The organism is Bacillus sp. FJAT-45037 (assembly GCF_002797325.1).
Taxonomy (GTDB): Bacteria; Bacillota; Bacilli; order Bacillales; family Bacillaceae_D; genus Alkalihalophilus.
The window spans coordinates 2,234,949-2,261,610 of sequence record NZ_KZ454938.1 but is presented as its reverse complement, the minus strand read 5'-3'; the positions used below and the strand labels follow the sequence as shown (position 1 = coordinate 2,261,610).

Here is a 26,662-nt window from a genome sequence, read left to right as displayed (position 1 = left end):
AAATGCTCTGAATAGAAAGTTTATAAAAGTAAAAGTCAGCTTACATCTAACTTAGATGTAGGCTGACATTAAAGGCTGTCATATAGCAAATGACGCTGGTTAGATTTCAAGTTCACCCAGTCTGATTAGTTCTATAACAGCTTGAGAGCGCCCCTTAACCCCCAACTTTTGCATCGTATTAGAGATGTGATTTCGTACGGTCTTCTCACTTATGAAAAGTTCTTTTGCGATCTCTCTTGTCGTATTATCTTGTACAAGAAGTTCGAATACTTCTCTTTCCCTTTTCGTAAGTAATGGTTTTGGTCCGAATTCTGCTCCTTTCAATGAGTTCACTCCTTCTTGCTCGGGCTAAGAGCGAATTTGGGTAACTCAATCCCACTGTTGAAGGGCTTTAGTCTTGATAGTATATGTAGGAATGTGGAAACATGTGAGCATTATTTGCATATAGAGAATGTTTGGCTGATTGCCTATTCATATACACAAGCCGGTGGTTGACGATGGTTATTATATTCAGATAAGATAGTAAAAGAAATCGAGTCTAATTTAAAGAGGGTAATGAAATGAGCGATTCGTTTCATATAAAAAAGGTAGTCAATAATAATGTCGTCATTGCCATGAATCCAGACCATGAAGAAGTCATACTCATTGGGAGAGGGATCGGGTTTGGCCAAAAACGTGGTCAATCGATTGAACCTGAAGCCATTGACAAGCTGTTTGTTCTAGCTGATCGTGAAGATCAAGAGCAATATAAACAATTACTTGATGATGTAGACGAATCGTTCATCAATTTAATGGCAGAAGTCGTACGAGGAATTCAAGATGATTTAAAAGCACCACTCCATGAAAGAATTCATTTAGCTTTAGCTGATCACATTCAATTTGCTGTTCGTAGAATTAAGCAGGGAATTGATATTCCGAATCCATTTTTAACTGAGACGGAATTAATGTTTCCACAAGAGTTCCAACTTGCACGGAATGCTGTACTGTTTCTAAACGAGCATCTTGAGGTTGAACTACCTGAGGCAGAAATCGGTTTTGTCGCCTTGCATATTTATAGTGCAACATCCAACCAAAAAATTACGGAAATGCACGAACATCCTCAATTGATCTTAGAGTTAGTGCAAGTGATTGAACATCAAGCAGAAGGAACGATTCAAAAACGTACAGTGGAGTATATGCGCCTTGTTCATTTTTTGTGCGATGTGATTGATCGTTTCCGAAAAAAAGAAACGATTGATGGTACTGTTCTTCTATCAGATCTGTTGAAAGAAGAATTTAACTTATGCTATAATATTACTGAACAGATCGTGAACAAGTTAAATCAACGTTTTGAAACGGCATATAAGGCTGAAGATGTACCGGATGTCGTCTTTTATTTGCAAAAACTTATTAAGAATATATAATAAGAGTGCACTTAGATTACGTGTTACTGACAAGATCAGGCATGAGTACGGAAGTGTATATGAGGTTTAAATGGGGTACATTATAGTGTATCTCATATTATCGTCATGTGCGTTTCTTTACTGATGCCTGTTTTTTGTCACATCACTTGTTAACCGTTTTCAATAACGAGCAAGGATCACAAAAAACACGGAATCTATTACTTAACATGAATGTGCTATCCAAACATATTGGTGCCCCCATTCTAAAATAAACGAAAGAGGTTGATGAAAAATGGCAGAAAAAACATTCAAAATCACAGCAGAAACAGGAATTCATGCACGTCCTGCAACACAATTAGTAAACAAAGCAGGTCAATATTCTTCAGACGTAACACTAGAATACAAAGGGAAATCTGTAAACTTAAAATCAATCATGGGCGTGATGTCACTTGGTGTTGGTCAAGGTGCTGAAGTTACGATCAAAGCTGAAGGATCAGATGCAGATGAAGCATTACAAGCAATTGAAGATGTAATTAAAGAAGGGTTAGGCGAATAATGCAACATAAATTAACAGGTATTGCGGCATCTTCAGGTGTCGCAATTGCTAAAGCTTTCGTTCATGAGGAACCTGATCTAAGTATTGAACTTCGAGAAGTGACAAACGCCAACGAAGAAATTGATCGTTTTGAAGCCGCTTTAACGAAAGCGAGAGACGAGCTAACGGTGATTAAGGACAAGACAGAAGCAGACCTTGGAGCAGACAAGGCAGAAATCTTTGCTGCGCATTTGCTAGTGTTAAGCGACCCCGAGCTTGTTGATGCAGTTAAAGGGAAAATTAAAGATGAGAAACAAAATGCTGAATATGCATTAGATGAAATTGCTAACATGTTCATTTCTATGTTTGAAAATATGGATAATGAGTACATGAAAGAGCGTGCGTCTGACATTCGTGATGTAACAAAACGCGTATTAGGACATTTACTTGGAGTAGAGGCTCAATCATTGGCTACAATTTCAGAAGAGACGATTGTCATTGCTGAAGACCTCACTCCGTCTGATACAGCTCAGCTAAACCCTGTTTTTATTAAAGGGTTCGCGACAAATATCGGAGGAAGAACGTCTCACTCTGCGATTATGTCTCGTTCTCTTGAAATTCCAGCAGTCGTTGGAGCGAAAGAAGTTACATCAAGAATTGAAACAGGCATGATGGTGATAGTCGATGGTATTGATGGAAATGTTATCATCAATCCTTCTGAAGAGGAAATGGCTACATATAAGAAAAAGAAAGCTGATTTTCAAAAGCAAAAAGAAGAATGGGCAAAGCTTGTCAATGAAAAGACGTTGACAAAAGATGGTCATCATGTCGAGCTTGCTGCTAACATTGGTACACCTAAAGATCTTGATGGTGTTATTAGTAATGGTGCTGAGGGGATTGGACTGTATCGTACAGAGTTCCTTTATATGGGCCGTGATGCATTGCCTACTGAAGAAGAACAGTACGAAGCGTATAAAGAAGTGGTTGAGCGCATGGAAGGGAAACCCGTTGTTATCCGAACATTAGATATTGGTGGGGATAAAGAACTTCCATACCTTGACTTACCTAAAGAATTGAATCCTTTCTTAGGATTCCGTGCCATTCGTCTTTGTTTAGAAAAAGACGAGATGTTCAGAACGCAATTACGTGCACTGCTTCGTGCAAGCTCGTATGGACAATTAAAAATAATGTTCCCGATGATCGCGACATTAGAAGAGTTACGCCAAGCGAAAGGCCTTCTTTCTGAAGAAAAGCAAAAGTTGGTCAATGAAGGTGTGAACGTTTCTGATGAAATCGAAGTGGGAATTATGGTTGAGATCCCATCGACAGCTGTAGCAGCAGATCGTTTTGCAAAAGAAGTTGATTTCTTCAGTATTGGAACAAATGACTTGATCCAGTACACGTTTGCTGCTGATCGTATGAACGAGCGTGTTTCCTACTTGTATCAACCATATCACCCAGCGATTTTACGCTTAGTGAATATGGTCATTCAAGCAGCGAACAAAGAAGGAAAATGGACAGGCATGTGTGGAGAAATGGCTGGAGATGAAGTCGCTATCCCAATTCTTTTAGGCCTTGGTCTAGATGAGTTTAGTATGAGTGCAACGTCTATTTTACCTGCTAGAAGCCAGTTACTAGATTTATCTAAAGAGGAATTAACAACATTTTCAAATGAAATGCTTGATTTAAACACAGCAGACGAAGTCGAAGCTCGTGTTCGTAAACAATTTTTTAATGCATAAGATGAACATCTGAACAGCCGATTTTATATCGGCTGGTTTTTTTTGATTTACAAAAGATCAAATATTTCCATGTATGACTAGATCTTTACTTGCAATTCTTATTAAAAACAGCGACAATTATTGATAAGACACGCAAGGATTTACAGAATGTTTGCGGAATGCGAGAAAGAAATAGGAAGATTTTCATCTGGACGCCAGATGAAACATTTCGTTTAATAGATGGAGGTACAAAGGATGAACCATCAACAAATCGAACAAATTGAGCGCTCGTTGCGTCGAGTTTCAGAAATGGTGAAACAAAAGGGTAGAGAGATTTTAACTCAATTTCCGATTACTCCCCCGCAATTTGTCGCCTTACAATGGTTAAACGAATATGGTGATATGACAATAGGTGAGTTATCAACTAAAATGTATCTGGCATGTAGCACAACAACAGATCTAGTTGACCGTATGGAGAAAAATGATCTCGTTGAACGGATAAAAGACAAAAATGATCGTCGTGTTGTACGTATTCATTTGTTGGAAAAAGGTACAACGATCATTCATGAAGTGATTAACAAACGCCAAGTATACCTTGAAAACATTTTAGAAAACTTCTCACAAGATGAGGTAGATTTTCTCGAAAAAAGCTTGGATGTTCTTCATGAAGAAATGAAAGTTAAGGTGTAGCATGCAGTAGTTTAATGGAGAAAACGAGGGAAATGTCGTGGATAGACCTATAGGAGTCATTGATTCGGGTTTAGGTGGTTTAACAGTCGCAAAAGAGTTAATGAGACAACTTCCAAAAGAAGAAATTGTCTATATTGGTGATTCGGCTAGATGCCCGTACGGACCACGAACGAGAGAAGAAGTTAGAAAATACACGTGGGAAATGATTGATCGTTTAGTAGAAGAAAATATGAAAATGCTCATCATTGCTTGCAACACAGCAACGGCTGTAGTCCTAGATGAAGTCAAACGGGAGTTGTCTATTCCTGTTGTAGGCGTTATTCATCCAGGGGCGATTAGCGCTTTAAAAGTGACAAAAAAAGATCACGTAGCTGTCATTGGAACAGAGGGAACGATTGAAAGTGGTGCCTATGAACAAGCGCTAAAATCGATCAATAGTGAAGTGATTGTAGAAAGCCTTGCTTGCCCACCCTTTGTTCCTCTTGTAGAGAGAGGGATGTTTGCTGGGGAAGAAGCGCAAATGATTGTTGGGGACGTATTAGCCCCATTAAAAGATAAAGGCTTTGATACACTCATTTTAGGGTGTACACACTACCCGTTATTGAGACAAACGATTCAGGAGCAGATTGGACCGAACATTCAACTCATTTCTTCTGGTGATGAGACAGCTCGAGAAGTAAGCGGTTTGCTTTATCACAATAATCTCCTCTTCACTAAAGAAAGACAACCGATGCATCGGTTCTTTACGACTGGAGATCATCAGCGTTTTAAGTCGCTAGCGGATAAATGGCTTGAAATGGAAGTTGGCATTGTTGAGTCGATTCAATTAGGTGAAGAAGGTAAATAATACGTAACATATGAAACCATCAGACTAGGAGTCAGGTGGTTTTTTTGTCATTTCTCAATTATTTAGATACAAGTGGTCTAAACTTTCTGTGGGCTCGTATACATGTAGTACAAACCATCTTTTATTTAGGAGGGGAAACGATGCGTAAGTTTTTACGTAAAAGCGTACCAGTACTTGTGATGACCACACTCGTAGCGACAGGTTGTTCTTTTGGAGCCAATGAGGCAACGACGGAAATGGATGCACCACCTGTTAGTTATGTCGATGAAGGCGATTCATTAGATCTTGATGAAGAAGGTGATGCCCCTGAAACAGAAGAGCCTGCAAAAGGGGAAGAGGCCGAACCTGGTGAAGAAAATGTTGCAGAAGAAGAAGTTGTCACGAGTATGGTAGAGAGAGAATTGTATCTTATTGATGAAAATGGGTTAGTTGTTCCACAAACTCTTTCCGTACCGAAAACAGAGAGTGTTCTAAAGCAATCTCTTCAATACCTTGTCGATGGGGGCCCTGTAACTGAATTGCTTCCAAATGGATTTAAAGCAGTTATTCCTGCAGGTACGGAGGTAGATGTACACTTAGTGGATGGAGTAGCAATCGCAGATTTTTCAAATGAATTTAAAGAATATAACCCAGAACACGAGCAGCAAATTTTGCAGGCAATCACGTGGACGTTAACACAATTTGAAACGGTTGAAAAAGTAACGATTCGAATCAATGGTTACGATCAAGACATGATGCCACAAAACGGAACACCTATTGGGGAAGGTGTCAGCCGAGCAAATGGGATCAACTTAGAGTCAAATGGTGTTGTAGATCTCGTAAATAGTAAAAGTGTAACCTTGTATTTCCTTGATCAAAAAGGAGACAACACCTATTATGTTCCTGTCACACGTAGAGTAGGCAATAGTGAAGACGCGTTAAAAGTGGCGGTAGAAGAGTTGCTACAAGGTCCGTCCTTTAAATCTAACCTATTAACTGATTTTAGAAACGGTGTTCAACTATTATCTGATCCAATTTACGAAAATGGAGTTGTTACTTTGAACTTCAACGAGTCGTTACTAAGTCAACTTGATGCTAGAGCCATCTCAGACATCGCATTAAATATGTTAGCACTAACGTTAACAGAACAAGAGGGAGTCGAACAAGTAGCGGTGCAAGTGAACGGCGAAGCAAATATTCTACATGAGTCAGGTCAAATGGCACAGCCTGTAACAAGACCTGAAAAAGTGAATACAGGAAGCTTTTAATGAACGTCAAAAAAAGACAGCGGTTTTTGCTGTCTTTTTTTGACGTTGAGTAAGTCTGGAGCTATTTTGGGGTATCATGGATATTCATGATGTTTTTGTGTGATTCTAGAAGTGGTTAGATGTTATGATAAGTAGGAGGGGGAAAGTCGTATGAGAACAGATGGAAGAAATGTAAATGATCTAAGAGAAGTAAAGATAGATACAAATTATTTAAAGCACCCAGAAGGTTCAGTCTTGATCTCCATGGGTGATACGAAGGTGATTTGTACGGCTAGTATTGAAGACCGTGTCCCGCCATTTATGAGAGGGCAAGGAAAAGGCTGGATTACAGCAGAATATTCAATGCTACCAAGAGCAACCGAATCTCGTACAATTCGTGAGTCTTCCAAAGGTAAAGTGACAGGAAGAACGATGGAGATTCAACGATTAATCGGACGTTCCCTACGCTCGATTCTTGATTTGAAATTACTAGGTGAGAGAACGATTTGGATTGACTGTGATGTGATTCAAGCTGATGGAGGAACCCGCACAGCATCGATTACAGGAGCATTTGTTGCATTGGTTCTTGCTGTTGAAAAAGCAATGGAAAAAGGCACTATTAAGAAGTGGCCTATTAAAAATTATTTAGCAGCGGTATCTGTTGGAGTTGACCAAGCTCATGGTGAAATTCTTGACCTCAATTATGTAGAAGATTCTTCTGCCGATGTGGATATGAATGTCATTATGACAGGGACCCATCAATTTGTTGAGCTTCAAGGTACGGGAGAAGAAGCAACCTTTTCAAGACAAGAGTTAAACGCTCTACTTGATTTAGCGGAACTTGGAATCGATCTGCTGATTGCTAAGCAAAAAGAAGCGATTGGTTTGGCGACGGAAAAAATGGATACATACAAATAAGGGTGATTAACATATGACGAAATCAATCATCATTGCATCAAAAAATAAAGGAAAAGTTCGTGAATTTGAGCAAATGTTTGAGAGTCGAGGATATATTGTTAAATCTTTGCTTGATTATGACGAGATCCCAGACATTGCAGAAACAGGAGTAACCTTTGAAGAAAATGCAAAAATCAAAGCGGAAACATTAGCAAATATTTTAAACGAGATGGTTATTGCAGATGATTCTGGTTTAGTGGTTGATGCGTTAGATGGAAGACCGGGTGTCTACTCAGCTCGTTATGCAGGAGAAGATAAGAGTGATCAGGCGAATCTCAAGAAGGTACTAGAAGAGATGATAGATGTTCCAGCAGAAGACAGGACCGCTCGTTTTGTATGCATGATTGCTGTTGCTGAACCTAATCAAAAAACATTTAGTGTACAGGGTGCATGTGAAGGTGTTATCACTCGTGAGCCTGTAGGGAAAAATGGCTTTGGTTACGATCCTATCATGCATATCCCATCTTACAACAAAACGATGGCTGAGCTTAATTCAACGGAAAAAAATAAAATTAGCCATAGAGCTCGTGCTTTAGAAGCATTAATGAAAATATGGTCCTAGAGAGATAGTTAGGAGAGGATTAATTTGAAACTTCTTGTGATGAGTGACAGTCATGGATGGAGTGAAGAGGTTAAAAGTGTTGTGGAGCGCCATCAACATGAAACAAAAGCGATCATTCATTGTGGAGACTCTGAATTGACAAAAGACGCAGCGGCATTAAAGGGTGTGAAGACGGTGAAGGGAAACTGCGACTTTGGTTCTGACTTCCCAGAAGATATTCTAGAGGTGTATGAAAACGTACGAGTCTACGCGACACATGGGCATCTCTATAACGTGAAAATGACGTCTACGCCACTAAGCTACCGTGCAGAAGAAGTAGGGGCTGATATTGTTTGTTTCGGTCACTCCCATATGGCGACGAGCTTTATGGAACAAGGTAGCATTTTTATTAATCCAGGAAGTCTACGCTTGCCAAGAAGCCCCAAAGAACAGACCTATGTTCTTTGTGATGTGACAGACACGGAGATTGATGTACGTTTTTATGAAAGAGAGACAGGTAAAGAGATCACTGAGCTTGCTAAAACGTATCAAAGAGCATTATAAAAAATATTTTTCTCAAGGTAGGTGGTAAGCTCCACAACTACCTTGAGAATTTAGTTAATGATCTCGTAATTTTTTTCGGATTACCGTTGACAGATTTCATTATTTAAGATATATTTATAAGCGTCGTCAGTTACGAAATGTAATGAGCGATAATAAGACATGCGGGCGTAGTTTAGTGGTAAAACCTCAGCCTTCCAAGCTGATGATGTGAGTTCGATTCTCATCGCCCGCTTTTGTCCCAGTAGCTCAGCTGGATAGAGCAACGCCCTTCTAAGGCGTCGGTCGGGAGTTCGAATCTCTCCTGGGACGTTAAATGAATACATAAAAAACATCTCCGTTTATTTAAACGGAGATGTTTTTTGTTGGTCTTGCTTGTTGTTTAATCTCTCGTAAGTAGTCATGAGCATCACGAATCACTTGATCTTGTTGATAAAACAATACACGCCAGCCTTTTTTTCTAAACAACCGATTCAGTCGCTTCTCATCTAAATTTGGGTGCTTTTCAATTAACGCTAGTCGAAAGGGTACGAGGGCGATATTGACGACTATACCTGCTACTTCATAACAAGGTGTTGGATAGTACCCAGATTCTCTTAATTTCTTATACAATTCCTTCTCTGCTCGATTCCTACAATTTTCTTCATCGTTCCTAACTAAGATTAATGTGGCTTTTGTTCTTTGACGTAAACGAAGATAAGGAAAGCGTTTAGTCAAGTAAACCAAGCGGAACAGTTGTTTAGATCGTTTCATCATCATCACCTACTGTTATCATTTCCGATTTGTCCAGATTCTATGAATAAATAAAAAAGAATTTACTAAATGGCAAACGTAGACAGGAAAGATATGTAAGCGCATTCACGTTAACTGATAAGTCTAAATTGTCAAATTATTTTACGGAAAGTGGTTGACCACTCCCATAAATGGGCGTATTATAAACTTCAAATAAACAACTTAGAAAAAACAAATGTCCGCTCAGAGTAGAAGAATTTGGTCTTCATCTAGTTGTTCTAGAAGTACTAGAATGTGAGACATGAGGAGAGTGAGCGCGATGGATCAACAGTGGATTTATCTAAATGGAGAATATGTTGAAAAGCATGAAGCGAAAGTGTCTGTTTATGATCATGGATTTTTATATGGTGATGGTGTCTTCGAAGGCATTAGAGTCTATGACGGGAATGTTTTTAAGTTAGATGAGCATCTTGTGAGGCTGTACGATTCAGCTAAGTCAATCATGCTAAACATACCTCACACAAAAGAAGAAATGACAGAGATTGTTGTTAAGACATTACAAAAGAATCAATTACGTAATGCCTACATTCGGTTAGTCATTTCTCGTGGAATTGGAAATTTAGGACTTGATCCAAATTCATGTGCCGCGCCTCAAGTGATCGTAATTGCTGAGGAACTAGCTTTGTTTCCAAAAGAATTATACAAAACGGGGATAGAGATCGTGACGGTGGCAACGAGAAGGAATAGACCAGATGTGTTAAGCCCTAAAGTGAAATCTCTGAATTATTTAAATAATATTCTTGTCAAAATAGAAGCGAGTTTAGCCGGAGTAAGTGAAGCACTCATGTTAAATGACCAAGGTTATGTGGCAGAGGGTTCGGCTGACAATGTCTTTATTGTCAAAGGGAATAAAATTTTAACTCCACCTGGCTATATCGGCGCTCTAGAAGGAATCACGCGTGATGCCATTATTGATATTGCCAAAGAGCTTGGCTATGACATGAAAGAAGATCCGTTTACAAGACATGATGTGTATGTAGCGGATGAAGTTTTCTTAACAGGTACAGCAGCTGAAGTGATTGCAGTCGTAAAAGTAGACGGCCGAGTGATCGGCGAAGGAATTCCAGGTGAGGAAACGAATCGTTTGCTAGAAGCTTTTCGTAAGCGTGTCGTTGAAGATGGAGAGAAAGTTTATAAAGAGGAACAAGTAGAGATAAGTTAGATTCAAAGAGAATAGAGAATAGCATAGAAGAGTGAAGAGAAGAGCAGGGAAGTTAGGGGAGATACAATGAGAAGTGACATGATAAAAAAAGGCATTGATCGTGCCCCGCATCGTAGCTTATTACGAGCAGCTGGCGTACGTGAAGATGAAATGGATAAGCCGTTTATCGGGGTTTGTAACTCCTATATTGATATTATTCCAGGGCATATGCATTTAAATAAATTCGCTGAAGTAGCGAAACAAGCTATTCGTGACGCGGGAGGAATTCCATTTGAATTTAACACAATTGGTGTAGATGATGGGATTGCAATGGGGCATATTGGTATGCGTTACTCTCTCCCTAGTCGAGAAATTATTTGCGATGCTGCTGAAACAGTCATTAATGCTCACTGGTTTGATGGAGTTTTCTATATTCCGAACTGTGACAAGATTACACCAGGAATGTTAATGGCATCTGTACGCACCAATGTCCCATCCGTTTTCGTATCAGGTGGACCGATGGAAGCCGGACGTACTAAAGATGGAAAAAGCCTTTCATTAGCTTCAGTATTTGAAGGTGTTGGAGCTTTCACCTCAGGTGCTATGTCACGCGAAGAACTATTAGAGATCGAGCAAAGTGCCTGTCCTACCTGTGGATCTTGTTCGGGAATGTTTACCGCAAACTCGATGAATTCCTTAATGGAAATGTTAGGAGTGGCTCTACCAGGTAACGGAACGATGGTTGCAACAAGTAACGAACGTCACAACCTCATTAAAGACGCGGCAAAGCATTTGATGAATTTAATTGAGAAAGACATCAAGCCTAGAGATATTATTACAGAAGAAGCTATTGATGATGCCTTTGCACTTGATATGGCAATGGGTGGATCAACAAACACTGTTCTTCATACATTAGCTATCGCACACGAAGCCGAAATTGAGTACGATTTAAATCGAATTAATGTAGTAGCCGAACGAGTGCCGTACTTATGCAAGATTAGCCCGGCATCTGATTACTCAATGGATGATGTTCATCAAGCAGGTGGAGTAAGTGCTATTATGAAGGAGCTTTGTGAGATTGATGGGGCTATTCATCCGAACCGTTTAACCATTACAGGAAAAAGTTTATATGAAAATGTAAAAGAAGCCGAGATTACTAATGATGAAGTCATCCGTCGTCAAGACAATCCATATAGTCCAGTCGGTGGATTATCCATTCTATACGGTAATCTTGCCCCAGATGGCGCGGTGATCAAAGTTGGGGCGGTAGACCCTTCGATTAAAGAATTTGAAGGAGAAGCAATTATTTTTAATTCACAAGAAGAAGCACAAAAAGGAATCGACGATGGAACGGTAAAAGCAGGGCATGTCGTTGTCATCCGCTATGAAGGTCCAAAAGGAGGTCCTGGAATGCCGGAAATGCTTGCGCCAACCTCTTCGATCGTCGGTAGAGGTTTAGGTACAAAAGTTGCGCTGATTACAGACGGGCGATTCTCAGGAGCATCTAGAGGGATCTCCATTGGGCATATTTCACCTGAAGCAGCAGAAGGCGGACCAATTGCCTTCATTGAAGATGGCGATAAGATTCGAATTGATTTAACGAATCGTTCGCTAGAGTGGATTGTAACAGATGAAGAGCATGCTAACAGAAAAGAAGGATTTGTAGCTCCTGAACCAAAAGTAAAGAAAGGTTATCTCGCACGTTATGCCAAACTTGTTACTTCTGCTAATACAGGCGGAGTGATGAAAATCTAATATACAAAGCGAAGAAGAGGAAAAGTATTTATTAGATCTTGCGACTACAGAGAGCCGTGATGCTGAGAAGCGGCGTTGCACTAGTAAAGAAGCTCACCTCTGAGTGTCAACCTGAACGAGGATTTCTCTACTAGGGTTGGTCGAGTGTTTGTAGCACTCGTTATCAAAACGTGATAAGTCTAACTTATCCATGAGGCTGAATGTTTTCTATTCAGCGAACAAGGGTGGTACCGTGAAAAGAAATCTTTTCACCCCTTCAGTCGTTATTAACGGCTTGTTGTGGGTGGAAAGATTTTTTCGTTTAAACAACCACGAGAGCAACAAGAAGTCTTTTATCCAATTAATAGACTGAATGTTCAAAGAAATTTTGTGAGGAGGAAGAGACGTGAGCACTAAGTTGCAAAATATGGAGACGCAAACTTCAGGAACAGGAGAAAGAATGTCTGGTTCTAGTATGTTAATGAAAGCTCTAGCCTGTGAAGAAGTCGATGTAATTTTTGGTTATCCAGGAGGAGCGATCTTACCAACGTATGATGAAATTTATAAAACGAATATAAAGCATATTCTTGCAAGGCATGAACAAGGAGCTATTCATGCAGCAGAAGGTTATGCAAGAGTATCTGGGAAACCGGGAGTTTGTATCGTAACATCTGGACCGGGGGCTACAAATGTTGTCACTGGTATTGCAGATGCGATGATTGACTCCTTGCCTCTAGTCGTCATTACAGGTCAGGTGGCCACAACAGTTATCGGTACCGATGCCTTTCAAGAGGCCGATATGATTGGTATTACAATGCCTATTACAAAACATAATTATCAAGTTCGTTCAGTTGATGAGTTGCCAAGAATTATCAAAGAAGCGTTCCATATTGCAACAACAGGAAGACCAGGGCCAGTCTTGATCGACCTACCTAAAGATGTCTCTCTTGCAACAGGGTTGTTTAATTATGATAAAGAAGTAGATTTACCGGGTTATCAACCGACCATTATCCCAAATAAGCTACAAATTAGAAAAGTGGTCGATTCGGTAACGGAGTCTAAGAAGCCGGTTATATTAGCTGGAGCTGGTGTGTTGCACGCCAAAGCTTCAGAAGAGTTGGCTCAATATATCGACCAACAACGTATCCCAGTTGTAAACACATTACTCGGACTCGGTTCGTACCCAGGAGAAGACGAGTTGCATTTTGGAATGGCCGGGATGCATGGTACGTATGCCGCTAATATGGCTATTCACGAATCAGATCTACTCATTAGCATTGGTGCTAGATTTGATGATCGTTTGACTGGGAATTTAACTTATTTTGCACCGAATGCCAAGGTAGTTCATATTGACATTGATCCCGCTGAAATCGGAAAAAATGTTCCGACAGACATTCCAGTTGTTGGGGATGCCAAACAAGCATTGCAAATGTTACTTGAAGAAAGTGGTAACCGCGGAGATCATCATGAATGGACAGATTGGTTGCAAGGTTTAAAGAAAGAATACCCACTTTGGTACGAACAAAACGGGGAAATCATCAAGCCGCAGCAATTAATTGAAATGATTTATCAAGTGACAAATGGAGAAGCCGTCGTGACAACAGATGTAGGCCAGCATCAAATGTGGTCGGCTCAATTTTATAAATTTAATCATCCGAATCAATGGGTGACATCAGGTGGGCTAGGAACGATGGGTTTTGGGTTTCCTGCAGCGATTGGTGCCCAGTTTGCGAAGCCAGATAAACCAGTAGTTGCCATCGTTGGAGATGCTGGCTTTCAAATGACAGCTCAAGAGCTTTCCATTCTTCAAGAGTTAAACTTACCGATCAAAGTAATGATCGTTAATAATGCAGCACTTGGAATGGTCCGACAATGGCAACAGCTATTTCATGGTGAGCGTTATTCTAACTCACTATTCCCGATCCAACCGAATTTTGTCAAACTAGCAGAAGCTTATGACGTGAAAGGGATAAAGGTTGAGCAGCTATCTGACCTCGAAGCATCATTAAAAGAAATGTTTGATTTTCCTGGCCCAGTTTTAATGGATTGTCGAGTGGCGAAAGAAGAGAATGTGTACCCAATGATTTCACCTGGTAAAGGTCAGCATCAAATGGAGGGGGTGAAGCCATGAAACGTACGATTACAGCGCTAGTGAACAACTCATCAGGAGTTCTTAATCGTATTACAGGCTTGTTTGCAAGGCGTCATTACAACATTGAAAGCATTACGGTTGGAGTGACAGAGAATTCGGCGGTTTCAAGAATGACCTTCGTTGTATTAGCAGACCGCATGGAGAACGTGGAACAAGTGATAAAGCAATTAAACAAACAGGTGGATGTGTTAAAAGTAAAAGATATTACAGATGAAGCCATTGTTGCAAGAGAGCTAGCCTTAATTAAAATTGTTGCAACTCCAATGCAAAGGGGAGAGATTGCAGCACTGGTGAACCCTTTCCGGGCATCTATTTTAGATGTTGGACGTGAAAGTATGACGATCCAAATTACGGGTGATCAACCTAAAGTAGAAGCTTTTATTGATTTGCTAAGACCTTATGGAATTAAAGAGTTAGCAAGAACGGGTATTACAGCGTTCAATCGTGGCAATAAAAAGCCACTCACAGATTCTTATCGTTTAACATTAATCAACTAATAAAAACAACAAAAAAAAACTTACAAACATTAAGGGAGAGATTAATAATGGCAAAGGTATATTATAACGGAGATGTGAACGAGGCAGTATTACAAGGGAAGAAAGTCGCGGTAGTTGGATATGGTTCACAAGGGCATGCTCATGCATTAAACATGCGTGAAAGTGGAGTAGAGGTCATCATTGGATTACGAAAAGGGAAATCATGGACTCAAGCAGAAGAAGATGGATTTGCTGTTTATACAGTGAAAGAAGCTGCTGCTCAGGCTGATCTTATCATGGTATTACTTCCAGATGAGCATCAACCTAAAGTATACAAAGAAGAAATTGAACCAGAACTAACGCCTGGTAAAGCATTAGCCTTTGCACACGGATTCAACATTCATTTTAATCAAATTGTTCCTCCAGAAACAGTAGACGTATTTTTAGCCGCTCCAAAAGGACCTGGGCATCTTGTACGACGTACATTTGAAGATGGAGCGGGTGTTCCAGGATTAATCGCTGTGTATCAAGATGCAACAGGCCAAGCAAAAGAAATCGCTCTTGCTTATGCCAAGCAAATCGGTTCTGCGCGTGCTGGGGTACTTGAAACAACCTTTAAAGAAGAGACAGAAACAGACCTATTCGGTGAGCAAGCGGTCCTTTGTGGAGGAACGACAGCACTCGTTAAGGCTGGTTTTGAAACATTAGTAGAAGCTGGGTATCAGCCAGAAGTGGCGTACTTTGAGTGTCTACATGAATTGAAATTAATTGTTGACCTAATGTATGAAGGTGGTCTTGAAGGCATGCGTTACTCCATCTCAGATACGGCTCAATGGGGAGATTTCGTAGCAGGACCTCAAATCGTGACAGAAGATACGAAATTGGCGATGAAAAAAGTGTTAACAGATATTCAAACAGGTAAATTTGCGAAAGGTTGGATCTTAGAAAATCAAGCAAACCGTCCTGAATTTACCGCAATTAATGAAGCAGAGAAAAACCATCCAATTGAAGTGGTTGGTCGTGAACTTCGTGAAATGATGCCATTCGTTAAGGCAAAGTCGAAAGCCAAAGGAGTGGTCGCTAGTGCGAAAAATTAACGTCTTCGATACCACGCTTCGTGATGGTGAACAATCGGCTGGCGTCAATTTAAACTTTGAAGAAAAACTAGAAATTGCAAAACAACTTGAAAGACTCGGGGTAGATGTGATTGAAGCTGGATTCCCAGCTTCTTCACAAGGTGACTTCCAGTCCGTTCAAGCGATAGCACAAATCGTTAAAGGGAGTTCGGTGACAGGACTTGCAAGATCCGTTCAAAAGGATATCGACGCTGCGTGGGAAGCGTTGAAAGAAAGTGCAGAGCCAAGAATTCACGTCTTTCTTGCTACATCACCCATTCATATGACGTACAAACTCCGAATGACCCCTGATGAGGTCATTCGCACAGCTGTCGATTCAGTAAAATACGCCAAAACGAAGTTTCCCAATGTTCAATGGTCTGCAGAGGATGCAAGTCGATCAGAGCTTCCATTCCTCGCAAAAATTATTGAATCAGTCATTGAGGCAGGAGCTACGGTTATTAATTTACCTGATACGGTTGGATATACAACCCCTCAAGAAATTGGACATATTTTCCGCTATTTAACGGAGAATGTGCCAAACATTGATCGAGCCATTTTATCGACCCATAATCACGACGATCTAGGGATGGCGGTCTCTAATTCTCTAGCGGCGATACAAAATGGAGCAGGGCAAGTGGAGTGTACGATCAATGGGATCGGTGAACGTGCCGGGAATGCCTCTCTTGAAGAGATTGCGGTTGCTCTAAATATTCGCAAAGACCATTATCAAGCGGAGACAGGTTTGACCTTAAAGGAAATTAAGCGTACTAGTTCGCTTGTCAGTAAGTTAACAGGGATGGTCGTACCGAGTAACAAAGCTGTGGTAGGTGCCAATGCATTTGCCCATGAATCGGGTATTCATCAAGATGGTGTCCTGAAAAATAAAGAAACCTATGAAATTATTACACCTGAGCTTGTTGGGGTATCATCAAACCGCATGGTACTTGGTAAACATTCAGGACGTCATGCATTTAAAGAGAAAATTGTCGAGCTTGGATTTAATGGAACGGAAGATCAACTGCAATCTATATTCAAAGCGTTTAAAGATTTAGCAGATAAGAAAAAAGACATTACAGAAGACGACTTGTTTGCGCTCATGACCGAGGCGACTCTTGGAGAAGCGGTCGCTCACTATGAATTAGAGGCGCTACAAGTAAATTACGGTACAAATAATATTCCGACTGCCACGATCACGTTAAATGTGCCATCTGTTGGAACGATCCAAGAAGCTGCGACTGGATCGGGTAGTGTGGAGGCGATCTATAACACGTTAGAACGCATGATTGATGGACCAGTCGTTTTAGAAGACTATCGAATTCAATCAATCAATGGCGGGCGAGATGCATTAGCTGAAGTGTATGTGAAAATTCAATATGATGGTGTGGAATCGACGGGACGAGGAACAGCACATGATGTATTAGAGGCATCGGCAAAAGCATACATTCATGCGATCAATCGTACCATTAGTCGCCGAGCTTTTAATGAAGAACAGAAAAAGCAAGTGAACGCGTAAGAAGGAGGGGACGTATTGGATAAAACAATTGCTGTCCTTCCTGGTGATGGGATTGGACCTGAAGTCGTTGAGTCAGCAATTAAAGTATTAGACCATCTTGCTGAGCTTTTTGATCATCACTTTTCATATCGATACTTTGATCTCGGTGGGGTAGCTATTGATCGGTGGCACACACCGTTACCAACGAAAACACTCGAAGGATGTAGGAGTAGCGATGCGATACTATTAGGAGCCGTTGGTGGTCCGAAATGGGATCAACTATCTGCTGATATGCGACCTGAAGTAGGATTATTACAATTGCGCAAAGAGCTACAACTCTATGCGAATTTGAGACCCGTCTCTGTTTATGAAAGTTTACTTGATGCTTCCCCATTAAAAGCTGAGCGAATTAACGGCGTTGACTTTGTTATCGTTCGTGAATTAACAGGCGGTATTTATTTTGGAGAGCCTCGTGAACGTCGCTTTGAAAACGATCTAGAGATCGCTGTTGATACGTTGACTTATTCGAGGTTAGAAATTGAACGCTTAGTGCGGAAAGGTTTTGAATTAGCAGAAGTCAGACGTCAAAAAGTCACCTCGGTAGATAAAGCGAACGTGCTAGAATCGAGTCGTCTATGGCGAGAAGTAGTAGATGAAGTAGCAAAAGACTATCCTACGGTTTCTTATGAACACATGCTAGTCGATAACGCAGCTATGCAACTTATTCGACAACCAACGTATTTTGATGTCATTGTCACTGAAAATATGTTTGGAGACATTCTAAGTGATGAAGCATCGATGTTGACAGGTTCACTTGGAATGCTTCCTTCATCTAGTATTTCAACGATCGGCCCTAGCTTGTATGAGCCAATTCATGGATCGGCACCAGATATTGCAGGTACGGGTAAAGCGAACCCACTTGCGACCATTGCGTCAGTTGCAATGATGTTGAAATATGAATTCGGTTTACAAGAAGAGGCGGCAATCCTTGATCAAGCGATTCAAACAATTCTAGAACGTGGCATTCGTACGGCGGATCTGCAAAAAGCTGGCGAAGTAGCAAGTACGACAAATGAAGTGACAGATTTCATTATTCAAGAGTTGTCTCATATATGTGTGAAGTGAGGTGCAGTGGATGTTCATCCATTGCCTTCTTTATATCTTATGGATGAGAGTAGGGGGAAAACATGAGTCCAAAAACGATTATCGAGAAGATTCTGGACCAGCACGAGATTATGCAAGAAGAGGGGAAACCAAGCCTACTGTATATCGATTTGCATATGGTGCACGAAGTGACCTCTCCACAGGCGTTCGAGGGCCTACGTCTAAACGGACGTAAAGTGAGAAGACCAGATTTAACATTTGCCACGATGGATCATAACGTTCCTACGGTTGACCGTTATAATATTACGGATCAAATTGCGCGAACACAAATTCAAACATTGCAAAATAACTGTGATGAGTTTGGTATTGATGTAGTAGATCTCGAACATCCAGAAAACGGGATTGTGCACGTTATTGGTCCAGAACTAGGGTTAACTCAACCAGGAAAAACGATAGTTTGTGGGGATAGTCATACATCGACACATGGTGCGTTTGGTGCGTTGGCATTCGGAATTGGAACGAGTGAGGTTGAGCATGTGTTAGCGACTCAGTCCCTTTGGCAATCGCGACCTAAAACGCTAGAAGTCAAAATCACCGGCACGCTTGATCAAACTGTGTCAGCGAAAGATGTGATTCTTGCTATCATTGCAAAATTTGGTGTCGACATTGGCACAGGGTCTGTCATTGAATTTACAGGAGAAGCGATTCGAGGCATGACGATGGAAGAAAGAATGACTATTTGTAATATGTCAATAGAAGCAGGAGCGAAAGCTGGCTTAATCAGTCCGGATCAAGTGACATTTGATTACTTAAAAGGTCGACAATATGTACCGAGCGGAGATGCATTTACTGAATTAACAAACGTATGGCGTGAACTAGCGACAGATGAAGGAGCGACCTATGACCGGACGTTGACGATCGACGCTTCTGATATAGAGCCTATGGTGACATGGGGGACGAACCCGTCACAAGGGATTGGCATCTCAAAAGTTGTCCCATCACCAGAGGATGCAAACACTGAAGCGGAAAGACGGGGAATTGAACAAGCTCTAGAATACATGGATTTACAACCAGGGACACCAATCAACGAGGTGAAAATTCAGCATGTGTTCATTGGCTCCTGTACAAATTCGAGGTTAAGTGATTTGAGAGCGGCAGCTTCTATCATTAAAGGAAGAAAAGTAGCAGAGGGTGTGCGTGCGTTAGTTGTCCCAGGTTCTCAAAAAGTGAAGAAGAAAGCAGAAGAAGAAGGATTGGATCAATTGTTTATCGAGGCAGGATTTGAGTGGCGAGATTCGGGTTGTAGCATGTGCTTAAGTATGAATCCTGATGTTGTCCCACCAGGAGAACGTTGTGCTTCTACTTCCAATCGGAATTTTGAAGGCAGACAAGGAAAAGGTTCACGCACTCATCTAGTCAGTCCGCAAATGGCAGCATTAACCGCTACATTTGGACATTTTGTCGATGTGAGGGCATTCCAAGAGAAAAAAATAACAACGTAAAGGATGGATTGTGATGGATGCGATTCAAGTTCATAAAGGGACGGTAGCTGCGATAAACCGTGTTAATGTTGATACAGATCAAATTATTCCGAAACAATTCTTAAAGCGTGTAGAGCGAACAGGATTTGGCCAGTTTCTATTTTATGATTGGCGTTTTCAAAGTGACGGATCAGAAAATGAACAATTTGAATTGAATCAACCGCACACCAAGGGTGCTTCCATCTTAGTAGCAGGACATAATTTTGGCTGTGGGTCCTCACGGGAACATGCACCGTGGGCGTTGCATGATTACGGATTCCGTGTCATTATTGCACCCAGCTTCGCGGATATCTTCTATAACAATTGTTTGAAAAATGGGATGTTACCGATTCGATTAGATGAAGCGTATGTATATCGTCTTTTTCAACAAAGTGAAAACGAGGTCGTACAGTTGACCGTTGACTTAGAAAAGCAAGTAATTGCAACGAATCAGTTTAAAACGTCATTTTCCATTGATCCTTATTGGAAACAAATGCTTCTAAATGGATGGGATGAGATCAATTTGACCCTACAATACGAAGAAAAAATTAAAGAGTATGAAGAAAAAAAATCTTTTCAAGTGCAAGGGTTATAAAGAAGAAGGAGAAAACAGTTTCGACTGTTTTCTCCTTCTTTTAATTTTGGTTAATGCGATGAGCTTTTGAGGTGAGGTCTGTCCCGAGTTTTGAGATTTCATTTGTAGTTTTTTGGATGTAATCAATAGAAGAAACAACCTCATCCATGTCCTCTTTATTCTTTTTGAATAGCTCAATATATTGTTCCATTTCCATTTTTATCGTCTCAAGGCCGTACTTCACGGTTGTCATATTTTTATGTGAGGTCGCTCTAGAATCATTCATCGCGTTCATTCCACCAGATAAGGACTGGATATTCTGGTTGCTACTAGTGATTAATTTTGAAATCGAATTACTCATGTCCTTAGATTGCTCTGCTAACTTACGTACTTCAGATGCAACAACAGAAAATCCTTTGCCGTGTTCGCCAGCTCTTGCAGCTTCAATCGAAGCATTTAAAGCGAGTAAATTTGTTTGATCCGAAACAGATTCAATTTCTTTAACCATATTGTTAATATCATCTGATATTTGTTTGAGCTTATCTGCCTCTTGAATCGTTTGTGTTACTTGCTTTTCTAGTAGCTCAAACGTATCAAACATGCTATTGACATCAGATACATTTTGAGAGATGAGATGTTGCAAGTTCTCACTCGATTTTACCGTTTTCTCCGTGTCTGCACCAATTCGCTTAGCGCGGTCGGCGGTAGAGGTTGTTGACTCGTCTGTATCAGTAATCATACTAGCTAGTTCCTGACTAATGGCAAGCAGTTCATGCTGAAGAGACGCATTAGCTTCATGATACGTGTTGATTTGGTTGATTTTTGAATTTAAATATTCTTCGACAATCAACTGTGAATCGTAATTAAATCTGCCTGTTACCGCTAGTAAATAAGCAGTGAGTTTCTCTGGTTCTTTCGAGAAATTTGAAACAAGTTGTGGGATCAACAGTTGTAAAAAAACTTGGTATGTAGCTAAGAACCAAGCAATAGGTAGTTCACTGCTATTGTGTACACCTCCGACACGTTTTTTTTGACGAATATCCTCTTCTGACACATCACCTTCTACAACCGTTTCTAAGTACAGCATAAAGACGTGCTTTAATCGTTCACGAGTAGAGTGAGCATCGGCAATCTGTTTTAATTGAGGAAATGAATACACATGATCTAACGTGGCTTCAAGTATTGTATCTGCATGTTCATTAATAAATGGTTTTAGTTCTTGAAGGCTTTCTGAACTATGTTGTGTGAACCCCATATACTGCAAACGAGTATTGATTTCTTTATTTGAAGTGCTATGTGACGGGGATGTCGGTATATTAAAAGTTGGGTTATATGAAGGAACCTTTTTTTTAGAAGTGAATAACAAGTAGATCATCCTCTGTATAATTATTTTAAAAGTATTGTATAACTATTATGTGTCTAAATGGTTTGAGTTGTCAAAGAATAAATCATTCGAACCGCGACTTTTTTATCTAAATTCGTCATTGTGCCCATTTTTAAACCCATATCTAATCCAATTAAAGAAATCGTTTACATTTTTTTGGGCGTGTGCCGTCAATCAAGGGATGTTATGGACGGTTCTAATTGTAAATACGATGTCAAGCTGATAAACTAATAAGAATAACTATAATTTTTTTGTATACTATAGAAAGCAACATGTCAAAGAGAGTGGAGCGATTCCATGGACGGCAAAAAAGGCACGAAAAAGGATACGAATGTTATCCCATACCCTGGACTTGTTAAAAGGCTGATTGAAAAAGGGATGGATGCTCTAAAGGCAAAGGATGCAACAAGTGCCTACAACCATTTCCTCACAGCTGAACAATATGAGCCCGATCATCCGCAAGTAAGATTTGGAAAAGTATTAAGTCTTATAGAACTTGGTCAATTAAAGGAAGCTGTCATACATACAAGTGCTTTATTAAATGAAGGAATAGGCGACTACTACGATAATTTGCAAGTACATATCTCGTTACTAGTTCAGTTAGGAGAATACCAAGAAGTCGTTGATATCCTTGAAGCGGTGTTAAGTGAAAATAATTTACCTGCCCAATCAGCAGAATCCTTTTATCAACTGCTTCATTTTAGCAGGCAGATGATTGATGACTCAGCGTTACTTGCTACGATTGAAGAATCTGTTGAAGAGTCAGAGCATGAAACGAAGTCTCCATTAATAGAGGTGGAAAACCAATTAAAACAAGGGACAATTAAAGAACAATGGCAAGCTTTATCCTATTTAAAAGAACGTGAGCTAGATGATACCATCGCCCCTTTGATCAACTACATAGAAGGCGAGACAAACGATTGGTTACTTAGAAGTTATGCCTTAGAGATTCTACATAGTAAGCAGTGCGAAGATTTAGTCCATATTACGAAAGCAAGTCAGACGACAACGATTATTCCTAAAGAACTACTCGAAATCACTGAGCAGCCATTCTCCATTCAATTAAAAGAAGAACTTTCACAACAACTAGCGCATGTTGATCCGCTCTTAGCTCAAATGGCTGAACAAATCGGATATCTTCATTTATTCGCTTGGTATCCATTTATCCCAGAACCTGACTCAGTGACATTATGGGCAGCTGTATATCACTATTTAGCTAGTGAGCGCATAGGGGGAGAAGGCCACCTAGATGAAGTTGCCGATCTGTATCAGTGTGATGAGGAATTAGTGAAAGAAAAAGTAACAGAAGTGACTTTACTAGAAGAAAAAGTATTTGAGGCGTATACTCAGTTTTCAAATTGATCCTTGCTACCATGTAAGATTGGTTTGAAAACTGATAGTGTTATGTTATAATAGAGTGGTTGTAAATCATGATCATATAAAACGTTCGATATTCGAACATGTGTATAGTTGGAGGGAAAACGTAATGACTACAAAATGGGAAAAGTTAGAAGGAAACGAAGGCGTTTTAACAATTGATGTTGAAGCCGAGAAAGTGGATGCTGCACTTGATGCTGCATTCAAAAAAGTAGTTAAGAAAGTCAATGTACCAGGTTTCCGTAAAGGGAAAGTACCTCGTTCATTATTTGAAAAGCAATACGGTGTTGAGTCTCTTTATCAAGAAGCTCTAGATATTCTTTTACCAGAAGCGTATGCTGCGGCAATTCAAGAAACAAAGATTGAGCCAGTAGACCGTCCTGAAATTGATGTCGAAACAATGGAAAAAGGCAGCAACCTTGTTTTCACTGCGAAAGTGATCGTAAAACCTGAAGTAACTCTTGGTGAGTACAAAGGTCTAGAGGTACAAGAACAAGACACAACAGTAACAGATGAAGATGTTGAAGCGGAACTTACTCAACTTCAAAATCGTCAAGCTGAACTAGTTGTTGTTGAAGATGGCGCAATTGACAATGGCGATACGGCTGTTATGGATTTCGAAGGATTTGTTGATGGTGAAGCATTTGAAGGCGGACAAGCTGAAAACTACTCACTTGAAATTGGTTCTAACCAGTTCATCCCAGGATTTGAAGAGCAATTAATCGGCCTTAAATCTGGAGATGAGAAAGACGTAGAAGTAAACTTCCCAGAAGAATATCATGCTGAAGATTTAGCTGGAAAAGCGGCTACTTTCAAAGTGAAAATTCATGAAATTAAGCGCAAAGAGCTTCCTGCACTTGATGATGAGTTCGCTAAAGATGCAAACGAGAATGTTGAAACGCTTGATGAGTTAAAGAAAGAAATTAAAGAAAAACTTCAAAAAGACAAAGAGCAAGCGGCTGATACTGAAATTCGTGACACTTTAGTTGAGAAGGCTGCTGAGAATGCAACAGTTGATATTCCTGAAGCGATGGTTTCAACAGAAACAGATCGTATGCTTCAAGAATTCGAGCAACGCTTACAAATGCAAGGAATGAACCTTGAAATGTACTTCCAATTCTCTGGTCAAGACGAAACAGCGATGCGTGAGCAATTCAAGACAGATGCAGAAAAGCGTGTACGTATTAACTTAACACTAGAAGCGATTGCGGCTACAGAAAACGTTGAAATTTCTGACGCTGATGTAGATGCAGAGCTTGAGAAGATGGCTGAAATGTACCAACGTTCTGTTGAAGAACTTAAGACAATTTTTGCTGCTCAAGGTGGTATCGAAGGTCTTAAAGGTGATCTTAAGATCCAAAAAGCGGTTGAACTTCTAGTTGAAGAAAGCAAAAAAGCTTAATAATGATTTGGCGATTTAATTGAAGATCGTCTTATGAAGACAAGGCGCATCTTTTGTGCCTTGTCTTTCACACATTTAAACCCTAATGGAAACCTTATTGAAACATGCATTGTACTTTAATAAAACAGTTGAAGTAGGTATGATTCCAAGTTTATATGAACAAGATGTATGTAACGCTCGTAAGGAAAAATAGATTCTTTTCATTCACGATGCAAGAAAGAAAAAAAGGATTTTTTCATGTGAATCTTGAATGTATAGTAAATCCATACATAAACTTAATAAAACAAACTGCCTACCATTGATTAAAAAGGGTAAAGTAGCTTTTTGTTTATCTTTTAGGCAAACGAATTGAATACATATGTAGCGAGCATAATCTTTACGGATTTTGATTGTTCTGTGATACAATAGTCTGACGAACTATTCATACGCAAACGATCATTCTTTTACGACGTTGGCAAGAAAACTCCAAAAAGAGTTTGGCAAATGGGTAAAACAGCTCTGGATGGTACAATATTTTGTGAGGGGTGATTTGATGTTTAAATTTAACGAAGAAAAAGGACAGCTTAAATGTTCTTTCTGTGGAAAAACTCAAGATCAAGTCCGCAAACTAGTTGCTGGACCTGGTGTGTATATATGCGATGAGTGTATTGAATTATGTACAGAAATTGTAGAAGAAGAACTTGGTGGAGAAGAAGAAGTTGAATTCCAAGAAGTACCTAAGCCACAAGAAATTCGTCAAATTCTTGATGACTATGTTATCGGCCAAGACCAAGCGAAGAAGTCGCTTTCAGTGGCTGTTTACAATCACTACAAGCGAATTAACTCGATGAATCGATCAGAGGAAGTTGAGCTTGCCAAAAGTAACATTGCAATGATTGGACCAACAGGTAGTGGTAAAACATTACTAGCTCAAACATTAGCACGTATTCTAAACGTACCATTTGCGATTGCCGATGCAACGTCGCTAACTGAAGCAGGGTATGTTGGGGAAGATGTAGAGAACATTCTACTTAAATTGATTCAAGCTGCTGATTATGATGTGGAAAAAGCAGAAAAGGGAATTATTTACATTGACGAGATCGATAAAGTAGCTCGTAAATCAGAGAATCCATCGATTACAAGAGACGTTTCTGGTGAAGGGGTTCAACAAGCTTTATTGAAAATCTTAGAAGGAACGACAGCAAGTGTTCCTCCTCAAGGTGGCCGTAAACACCCTCATCAAGAATTCATCCAAATTGATACAACGAATGTGTTGTTTATTTGCGGTGGGGCCTTTGATGGAATCGAACAAATTATTAAACGACGTTTAGGTAAGAAGGTTATTGGTTTTGGTTCTGAGGTCAAACAAGAAGAGTTGAGCCCTGGTGAATACTTAAGCAAAGTTTTACCTGAGGATCTTCTTCGTTTCGGTTTAATTCCAGAGTTCATTGGTCGTCTACCAGTTATCTCTAGCCTAGAGCCACTTGATACGGATGCTTTAGTTGAGATTTTAACAAAACCTAAGAATGCTCTGGTGAAGCAATATCAAAAGTTACTTCAGTTAGATGATGTTGAACTTGAATTTACAGATGAAGCACTTGTTGAGATTGCTAAAAAAGCGATTGAACGTAAAACAGGAGCTCGTGGACTTCGTTCGATTATTGAAGGGATTATGCTTGATGTTATGTTCGACTTACCTTCACGTTCAGATGTCGTTTCATGTGTCATTCATGATAAATGTATCACTGAACAAGCTTTACCGATCTTAAAAACGGAAGACGGTACGGAGATAACTTTAACAAAAGAAGAGCCTAAAGAGAGCGCGTAAAGAGATCGAACACACTTCTACAAATTTAGAAGTGTGTTCTTTTTTTAGTCAACTTCATTTCTCCATATTCAGCGTATGTTTAAATTACAAAGTTTCTTTGAGTAGGGTCGTTTTTGTCGGTCATACTAA

General features: G+C 40.0%; 23 protein-coding genes, 2 tRNA genes, 2 pseudogenes and 1 other annotated feature. Of the genes and pseudogenes, 23 read left to right on the top strand and 4 right to left on the bottom strand.

Translation table 11 applies throughout. The features are described from left to right. Nucleotides 1–99: 99 nt before the first annotated feature. A complete protein-coding gene (locus CDZ88_RS11555; protein ID WP_100373690.1) occupies nucleotides 100–324 on the bottom strand; it encodes a helix-turn-helix domain-containing protein in 225 nt (74 codons plus the stop codon). Nucleotides 325–560: 236 nt separating this feature from the next. Between CDZ88_RS11555 and CDZ88_RS11550 the strand changes: the two genes are divergently transcribed. The 11 genes from CDZ88_RS11550 (at nucleotide 561) to CDZ88_RS11500 (ending at nucleotide 8,772) form a co-directional block, all read left to right on the top strand. After that, nucleotides 561–1,403: a PRD domain-containing protein gene (locus CDZ88_RS11550; protein WP_100373689.1), complete on the top strand. Its 843-nt coding sequence runs from the start codon at nucleotides 561–563 to the stop codon at nucleotides 1,401–1,403. A 271-nt stretch (nucleotides 1,404–1,674) separates the two neighbouring features. Continuing rightward, the gene (locus CDZ88_RS11545) at nucleotides 1,675–1,938 is read left to right on the top strand and encodes a phosphocarrier protein HPr (RefSeq protein WP_100373688.1); all 264 of its coding nucleotides are present in this window, start codon (nucleotides 1,675–1,677) and stop codon (nucleotides 1,936–1,938) included. Further along, nucleotides 1,938–3,659, top strand: a complete 1,722-nt coding sequence (ptsP, locus tag CDZ88_RS11540; protein ID WP_100373687.1) for a phosphoenolpyruvate--protein phosphotransferase — start codon at nucleotides 1,938–1,940, stop codon at nucleotides 3,657–3,659. The genes CDZ88_RS11545 and ptsP overlap by 1 nt, the downstream gene beginning before the upstream one ends. A gap of 234 nt (nucleotides 3,660–3,893) precedes the next feature. Next, nucleotides 3,894–4,328 carry a MarR family winged helix-turn-helix transcriptional regulator gene (locus tag CDZ88_RS11535; protein WP_100373686.1) on the top strand — a complete coding sequence of 145 codons (435 nt, stop codon included), beginning with the start codon at nucleotides 3,894–3,896 and terminating at the stop codon, nucleotides 4,326–4,328. Between the two features lie 37 nt (nucleotides 4,329–4,365). Beyond that, the gene (gene racE, locus CDZ88_RS11530; RefSeq protein ID WP_100373685.1) at nucleotides 4,366–5,175 is read left to right on the top strand and encodes a glutamate racemase; all 810 of its coding nucleotides are present in this window, start codon (nucleotides 4,366–4,368) and stop codon (nucleotides 5,173–5,175) included. 140 nt (nucleotides 5,176–5,315) lie between these two features. Beyond that, nucleotides 5,316–6,422 (top strand): GerMN domain-containing protein, encoded by a 1,107-nt coding sequence (locus CDZ88_RS11525; protein ID WP_100373684.1) that lies wholly within the window; start codon nucleotides 5,316–5,318, stop codon nucleotides 6,420–6,422. A gap of 150 nt (nucleotides 6,423–6,572) precedes the next feature. Next, nucleotides 6,573–7,319: a ribonuclease PH gene (gene rph, locus CDZ88_RS11520; RefSeq protein ID WP_100373683.1), complete on the top strand. Its 747-nt coding sequence runs from the start codon at nucleotides 6,573–6,575 to the stop codon at nucleotides 7,317–7,319. Between the two features lie 13 nt (nucleotides 7,320–7,332). After that, nucleotides 7,333–7,920: an XTP/dITP diphosphatase gene (locus CDZ88_RS11515; RefSeq protein ID WP_100373682.1), complete on the top strand. Its 588-nt coding sequence runs from the start codon at nucleotides 7,333–7,335 to the stop codon at nucleotides 7,918–7,920. A 24-nt stretch (nucleotides 7,921–7,944) separates the two neighbouring features. Continuing rightward, the gene (locus tag CDZ88_RS11510) at nucleotides 7,945–8,463 is read left to right on the top strand and encodes a metallophosphoesterase family protein (RefSeq protein WP_100373681.1); all 519 of its coding nucleotides are present in this window, start codon (nucleotides 7,945–7,947) and stop codon (nucleotides 8,461–8,463) included. Between the two features lie 161 nt (nucleotides 8,464–8,624). After that, nucleotides 8,625–8,695: transfer RNA gene (locus tag CDZ88_RS11505), tRNA-Gly, on the top strand. Nucleotides 8,696–8,698: 3 nt separating this feature from the next. Further along, nucleotides 8,699–8,772 (top strand) — tRNA-Arg (locus CDZ88_RS11500). Between the two features lie 33 nt (nucleotides 8,773–8,805). On the opposite strand, the gene CDZ88_RS11495 is transcribed toward CDZ88_RS11500, so the two are convergent. Beyond that, nucleotides 8,806–9,213 carry a hypothetical protein gene (locus tag CDZ88_RS11495; protein WP_100373680.1) on the bottom strand — a complete coding sequence of 136 codons (408 nt, stop codon included), beginning with the start codon at nucleotides 9,211–9,213 and terminating at the stop codon, nucleotides 8,806–8,808. Between the two features lie 298 nt (nucleotides 9,214–9,511). On the opposite strand from CDZ88_RS11495, the gene ilvE reads away from it, so the two are divergent. The 9 genes from ilvE (at nucleotide 9,512) to leuD (ending at nucleotide 20,584) form a co-directional block, all read left to right on the top strand. Beyond that, nucleotides 9,512–10,414 carry a branched-chain-amino-acid transaminase gene (gene ilvE / locus CDZ88_RS11490; RefSeq protein WP_100373679.1) on the top strand — a complete coding sequence of 301 codons (903 nt, stop codon included), beginning with the start codon at nucleotides 9,512–9,514 and terminating at the stop codon, nucleotides 10,412–10,414. A 66-nt stretch (nucleotides 10,415–10,480) separates the two neighbouring features. Beyond that, nucleotides 10,481–12,148, top strand: coding sequence for a dihydroxy-acid dehydratase (ilvD, locus tag CDZ88_RS11485; RefSeq protein ID WP_100373678.1), 1,668 nt, complete (start codon nucleotides 10,481–10,483; stop codon nucleotides 12,146–12,148). Nucleotides 12,149–12,150: 2 nt separating this feature from the next. After that, nucleotides 12,151–12,407 (top strand) — a binding site (T-box leader). Nucleotides 12,408–12,554: 147 nt separating this feature from the next. Further along, nucleotides 12,555–14,258, top strand: coding sequence for an acetolactate synthase large subunit (gene ilvB / locus CDZ88_RS11480; RefSeq protein WP_100374675.1), 1,704 nt, complete (start codon nucleotides 12,555–12,557; stop codon nucleotides 14,256–14,258). Continuing rightward, nucleotides 14,255–14,776, top strand: a complete 522-nt coding sequence (ilvN, locus tag CDZ88_RS11475; RefSeq protein WP_100373677.1) for an acetolactate synthase small subunit — start codon at nucleotides 14,255–14,257, stop codon at nucleotides 14,774–14,776. The genes ilvB and ilvN overlap by 4 nt, the downstream gene beginning before the upstream one ends. 47 nt (nucleotides 14,777–14,823) lie before the next feature. Further along, on the top strand, nucleotides 14,824–15,852 hold the full coding sequence (gene ilvC, locus CDZ88_RS11470) for a ketol-acid reductoisomerase (protein ID WP_100373676.1): 1,029 nt from the start codon (nucleotides 14,824–14,826) through the stop codon (nucleotides 15,850–15,852). Further along, on the top strand, nucleotides 15,839–17,386 hold the full coding sequence (locus tag CDZ88_RS11465; RefSeq protein WP_100373675.1) for a 2-isopropylmalate synthase: 1,548 nt from the start codon (nucleotides 15,839–15,841) through the stop codon (nucleotides 17,384–17,386). The genes ilvC and CDZ88_RS11465 overlap by 14 nt, the downstream gene beginning before the upstream one ends. Nucleotides 17,387–17,401: 15 nt before the next feature. After that, entirely contained in the window at nucleotides 17,402–18,490 is a 1,089-nt protein-coding gene (leuB, locus tag CDZ88_RS11460; protein WP_100373674.1) for a 3-isopropylmalate dehydrogenase, read from the top strand. Between the two features lie 62 nt (nucleotides 18,491–18,552). Beyond that, the gene (gene leuC / locus CDZ88_RS11455; RefSeq protein WP_100373673.1) at nucleotides 18,553–19,971 is read left to right on the top strand and encodes a 3-isopropylmalate dehydratase large subunit; all 1,419 of its coding nucleotides are present in this window, start codon (nucleotides 18,553–18,555) and stop codon (nucleotides 19,969–19,971) included. 13 nt (nucleotides 19,972–19,984) lie between these two features. Then, a complete protein-coding gene (gene leuD / locus CDZ88_RS11450; protein WP_100373672.1) occupies nucleotides 19,985–20,584 on the top strand; it encodes a 3-isopropylmalate dehydratase small subunit in 600 nt (199 codons plus the stop codon). A gap of 40 nt (nucleotides 20,585–20,624) precedes the next feature. On the opposite strand, the pseudogene CDZ88_RS18015 reads toward leuD, so the two are convergent. Next, nucleotides 20,625–21,092: pseudogene (locus CDZ88_RS18015) on the bottom strand (methyl-accepting chemotaxis protein); the annotation flags it as partial. Nucleotides 21,093–21,398: 306 nt separating this feature from the next. Continuing rightward, nucleotides 21,399–21,938: pseudogene (locus CDZ88_RS18010) on the bottom strand (protoglobin domain-containing protein); the annotation flags it as partial. 306 nt (nucleotides 21,939–22,244) lie between these two features. Here CDZ88_RS18010 and CDZ88_RS11440 point away from each other — a divergent pair. From CDZ88_RS11440 to clpX, 3 genes are all read left to right on the top strand, one after another. Beyond that, on the top strand, nucleotides 22,245–23,309 hold the full coding sequence (locus CDZ88_RS11440) for a tetratricopeptide repeat protein (RefSeq protein WP_100373670.1): 1,065 nt from the start codon (nucleotides 22,245–22,247) through the stop codon (nucleotides 23,307–23,309). Nucleotides 23,310–23,433: 124 nt separating this feature from the next. After that, nucleotides 23,434–24,726 (top strand): trigger factor, encoded by a 1,293-nt coding sequence (gene tig, locus CDZ88_RS11435; RefSeq protein WP_100373669.1) that lies wholly within the window; start codon nucleotides 23,434–23,436, stop codon nucleotides 24,724–24,726. Between the two features lie 532 nt (nucleotides 24,727–25,258). After that, entirely contained in the window at nucleotides 25,259–26,533 is a 1,275-nt protein-coding gene (clpX, locus tag CDZ88_RS11430) for an ATP-dependent protease ATP-binding subunit ClpX (RefSeq protein ID WP_100373668.1), read from the top strand. The last annotated feature ends 129 nt before the right edge of the window (nucleotides 26,534–26,662 follow it).

Bases quoted from the DNA above. Each gene is read 5' to 3' on its own strand.
- CDZ88_RS11550 (WP_100373689.1), top strand. From the start codon at position 561: ATGAGCGATTCGTTTCATATAAAAAAGGTAGTCAATAATAATGTCGTC.
- CDZ88_RS11545 (WP_100373688.1), top strand. From the start codon at position 1,675: ATGGCAGAAAAAACATTCAAAATCACAGCAGAAACAGGAATTCATGCA.
- ptsP (WP_100373687.1), top strand. From the start codon at position 1,938: ATGCAACATAAATTAACAGGTATTGCGGCATCTTCAGGTGTCGCAATT.
- CDZ88_RS11535 (WP_100373686.1), top strand. From the start codon at position 3,894: ATGAACCATCAACAAATCGAACAAATTGAGCGCTCGTTGCGTCGAGTT.
- CDZ88_RS11525 (WP_100373684.1), top strand. From the start codon at position 5,316: ATGCGTAAGTTTTTACGTAAAAGCGTACCAGTACTTGTGATGACCACA.
- rph (WP_100373683.1), top strand. From the start codon at position 6,573: ATGAGAACAGATGGAAGAAATGTAAATGATCTAAGAGAAGTAAAGATA.
- CDZ88_RS11515 (WP_100373682.1), top strand. From the start codon at position 7,333: ATGACGAAATCAATCATCATTGCATCAAAAAATAAAGGAAAAGTTCGT.
- CDZ88_RS11495 (WP_100373680.1), bottom strand. From the start codon at position 9,213: ATGAAACGATCTAAACAACTGTTCCGCTTGGTTTACTTGACTAAACGC.
- ilvE (WP_100373679.1), top strand. From the start codon at position 9,512: ATGGATCAACAGTGGATTTATCTAAATGGAGAATATGTTGAAAAGCAT.
- ilvD (WP_100373678.1), top strand. From the start codon at position 10,481: ATGAGAAGTGACATGATAAAAAAAGGCATTGATCGTGCCCCGCATCGT.
- ilvB (WP_100374675.1), top strand. From the start codon at position 12,555: ATGGAGACGCAAACTTCAGGAACAGGAGAAAGAATGTCTGGTTCTAGT.
- ilvN (WP_100373677.1), top strand. From the start codon at position 14,255: ATGAAACGTACGATTACAGCGCTAGTGAACAACTCATCAGGAGTTCTT.
- ilvC (WP_100373676.1), top strand. From the start codon at position 14,824: ATGGCAAAGGTATATTATAACGGAGATGTGAACGAGGCAGTATTACAA.
- leuC (WP_100373673.1), top strand. From the start codon at position 18,553: ATGAGTCCAAAAACGATTATCGAGAAGATTCTGGACCAGCACGAGATT.
- leuD (WP_100373672.1), top strand. From the start codon at position 19,985: ATGGATGCGATTCAAGTTCATAAAGGGACGGTAGCTGCGATAAACCGT.
- CDZ88_RS11440 (WP_100373670.1), top strand. From the start codon at position 22,245: ATGGACGGCAAAAAAGGCACGAAAAAGGATACGAATGTTATCCCATAC.
- tig (WP_100373669.1), top strand. From the start codon at position 23,434: ATGACTACAAAATGGGAAAAGTTAGAAGGAAACGAAGGCGTTTTAACA.
- clpX (WP_100373668.1), top strand. From the start codon at position 25,259: ATGTTTAAATTTAACGAAGAAAAAGGACAGCTTAAATGTTCTTTCTGT.